Here is a 3,412-nt window from a genome sequence, read left to right as displayed (position 1 = left end):
CCCGCGCCCGACGCGGCGGGGGGCGACGCCGTGCCAGGAACACCTGGCACGGCGCGCCGTCAGCCGATCGTCAGCGCCGGGACGTCCTGCGGCTGGACGGGCCGGCCGCTGTCCGCCGCGTCCCAGGCGGCGACGCACAGTGCGCGCCACCCGTCGAGCGTCACCCGGGCGGGCCGGTCACCGGAGAGCCGCTGCTCCCCGGAGGGGCCGAGCGGGCCGGTGGGGTCGTCGACGAGGACGAGGGTGCCGTCGTCGACGCGCGCGACGGCGGCGCCGCAGCTCCACCAGCCCTCGTCGTCGACGTGCCTGGGCTCGGGGTGCCGCTCGAGCAGCCCGCGCAGGTCGGTGGCGAGCATCGACGGGCGCTGGTGCGCCGGTGCGAGGACGGCGTCACGGGCGCTCGTCACGCCCGTGAGGACGAGCAGGCCGGGGATCCCGGAGGCGCGGGCGCCCTCGAGGTCGGTGTCGAGCCGGTCACCGATGGCCATCGGGTTCTGCGCGCCGACGCGCTCGGCGGCCTGGCGGAAGATCGCCGGGAGCGGCTTGCCGGACGCGAGCGGCTGGACGCCGGTCGCCTCGACGACGGCGCGCACGAGCGCGCCGTTGCCCGGGGCGACCCCACGCTCCTTGGGGATGGAGCCGTCGAGGTTGGTCGCGACGTGGCGCGCGCCGGCGCCGATCGCGTAAGAGGCCTCGGCGAGGTCGTGCCAGCTCAGGTGCGGGGCGTAGCCCTGGACGACGGCCTCCGGCGCGTCGGCCGCGCTCGCCACGAGCGTGAAGCCGGCGTGCTCGAGCGCCGTGCGCAGCCCCTGGCCGCCGATGGGCAGCACGCGGGCGCCGGGCTCGAGCACCTCCTGCAGGAGGAGGGCGACCGACTGGGCGGAGGTGACGACCTGCTCGGGTGAGCAGGGCACGCCGAAGCCGTCGATCTGGGCGGCGATCTCCTCCGGCTCACGGGAGGAGTTGTTCGTGACGTACAGCGGACGCAGGCCACGCTCGGCGGCCGCCGCGATCGCGTCGGCCGCGTGGACCACCGCCTCGGCCCCCAGGTAGACGACGCCGTCGAGGTCGTAGAGACCGACGTCGTAGACGTCGCACGGCGGCGGTGAACCGATGAGCGTCGCGGTCACCGGCGGTCCTCCAGGTCACCGTCCGCGAAGAGGTCGAGCTGCTCGGAGCCGTTGTCGGACTCCTGGTCCTCCTCGACGGTGTCGGGGCCGGTGGTCTCCTCGGCCTCGACCGCGTCCGCGACCTCGGCGGTCTCCTCGGCCTCGACCGCGTCGGTGACCTCGGCGGTCTCCTCGGCCTCGACCGCGGACTCCTCGACGGACTCCTCGACGACCTCGACCTCGGACTCCTCGACCACGATCTCCGCCTCGGGGGCCGACTCGTCGACCTGCGGCTCCTCGGCGTCGTCAGCGTCCACGACCTCGACGTCCGACTCCACGTCGACCGTCTCGGCGTCCGGGGCGGACTCCTCGATCTCGACGGACTCCTCGATCACGACGACCTCGGCCTCGGGCACGGACTCGACGTCGACGACCGCGGCGTCCGGCGCGGAGTCCTCGACGAGGACGACCTCGACCTCGACCTCCTCGGCCTCCTCCTCGAGCTCGTCGTCCTCCGGCTCGACCTCGTCAGGCTCGCCGGCCTCGAGCTCGTCGATCCCTGACACGTCCTCGGCCTCATCGTCCTCGGACTCGACCTCGTCGGTCTCATCGGCCTCGGACTCGTCGTCCTCCGGCTCGTCGTCCTCCGGCTCGTCGTCCTCCGGCTCGTCGTCCTCCGGCTCGTCGTCCTCCGGCTCGTCGTCCTCCGGCGCGTCAGCCTCGGCGACGGGCGCCGGCGTGGCCTGCTCGTCATCGTCGTCCCCGAGGTCGAGGACGACGACGTCGTCCTCCTCCTGGGGTGCGATCGCCTCGGCGGCGGCCCGCGCCTCAGCGGCGTCGTCGGTGCGACCGAGGGTCTCGAGCCTGTCGGCGCGGACGAGCATCAGCCGGCGGCGGTACTCGGGCTCGCTGACGCGCGGGAGCAGCTTGTCGATGACGAGCAGCGCGGCGTCGTGCTCGCCGAGGTCGGCTCGTGCACCGCTCTCGACGAGGGTGAGTTCGACGGCCTCCTCGATGCTGAGCTCGCGCCCCTTGGCCTCGGCGATGACCGCGAGCGCGCGCTCGGGGCGTCCGAGGCCACGCTCGCAGTCGGCCTCGATCGCGGGGTGCGCGTCGACACCGCTGAGACGGCGCACCGTACGGACCTCACGCAGCGCCTCCGCGTACCGTCCGGTCGCGTAGGCGGTGAGGGCCAGTGCCTCGCGCACGACGTCGACGCGACCGGCACGCCGGACCGCTGCGGACGCGTGCTCGTAGGCGAGCTCCGGGTCCGTGTCGAGCGTCCGGCCGGCCATGACCAGGTGGACGGCCACCCAGTCAGAGTTCAGCTTGGACAGGGTGCGCAGACGTGACCGCGCGGCCTTGTCGAGCATCTGGGGGATGACGTCCTCGTCCACGGGGGGCGCGGGGTGACGCAGTTCCTCGTCATGAGGCGCCTGGTCGGACGCGTGCCGCGGGCCGGACCGGTCGAAACCTCCACCGGTGCGGTGCCCACCGCCTGCCGAGCGGTCGTAGCCGCCCTCGCGGCGGCCGCCACGCTCGCCACCACGGCGGTCGTCGGGGCGGCCGTAGCCGCCCTCACGACGCTCGGTCGGACGACCGAAGCCACCCTCGCGACGCTCGCCACCACGACGCTCGTCGGGACGGCCAAAGCCACCCTCACGACCCCCGGTCGGACGACCCTGACCACCCTCACGACGCTCCGTCGGGCGGCCATAGCCGCCCTCACGACGCTCACCACGGTCGAAGCTGCGGGGAGCGCCCTCGCGACGCTCCGTGGGACGGCCGTAACCGCCCTCACGACGCTCACCGCCGTTGAAGTCACGGGAACCGCCATCGCGACGCTCCGTGGGACGGCCATAGCCACCCTCACGACGCTCACCACGGTTGAAGTCACGGGAACCGCCATCGCGACGCTCGGTCGGACGGCCATAGCCACCCTCACGACGCTCACCGCCGTTGAAGTCACGGGAACCGCCATCGCGACGCTCGGTCGGACGGCCATAGCCACCCTCACGACGCTCGGTCGGACGGCCATAACCACCCTCACGACGCTCGCCACCACGACGCTCGTCGGGGCGGCCGTAGCCACCCTCACGACGCTCGGTCGGACGGCTCTGACCGCCTTCGCGACGCTCGGTCGGGCGGCCGTAACCACCCTCACGACGCTCGCCGCGGTTGAAGTCACGGGAAGCGCCATCGCGACGCTCGGTCGGACGGCCGTAACCACCCTCACGACGCTCGGTCGGACGGCTCTGACCGCCTTCGCGACGCTCGGTCGGGCGGCCGTAACCACCCTCACG

Annotated in this window: 3 protein-coding genes; 1 reads left to right on the top strand and 2 read right to left on the bottom strand. The window is 73.7% G+C overall.

Features of this window, described 5'->3' with window-relative positions:
* Positions 1–59: 59 nt before the first annotated feature.
* A complete protein-coding gene (locus FHE66_RS06215) occupies positions 60–1,130 on the bottom strand; it encodes an HAD-IIA family hydrolase (RefSeq protein WP_139072107.1) in 1,071 nt (356 codons plus the stop codon).
* Positions 1,127–2,506 (bottom strand): hypothetical protein, encoded by a 1,380-nt coding sequence (locus tag FHE66_RS15420; protein WP_176554676.1) that lies wholly within the window; start codon positions 2,504–2,506, stop codon positions 1,127–1,129. The genes FHE66_RS06215 and FHE66_RS15420 overlap by 4 nt, the downstream gene beginning before the upstream one ends.
* A gap of 12 nt (positions 2,507–2,518) precedes the next feature.
* Between FHE66_RS15420 and FHE66_RS15415 the strand changes: the two genes are divergently transcribed.
* Positions 2,519–3,412 (top strand): hypothetical protein (locus tag FHE66_RS15415; protein ID WP_218013633.1); only part of this gene is annotated, 894 nt, incomplete at its 3' end.

Source organism: Georgenia sp. 311, from assembly GCF_006151955.1.
GTDB classification, from domain to species: domain Bacteria; phylum Actinomycetota; class Actinomycetes; order Actinomycetales; family Actinomycetaceae; genus Oceanitalea; species Oceanitalea wutianyii.
The sequence above is the reverse complement of the archived record's forward strand: the minus strand, read 5'-3'. Positions and strand labels throughout refer to the sequence as shown.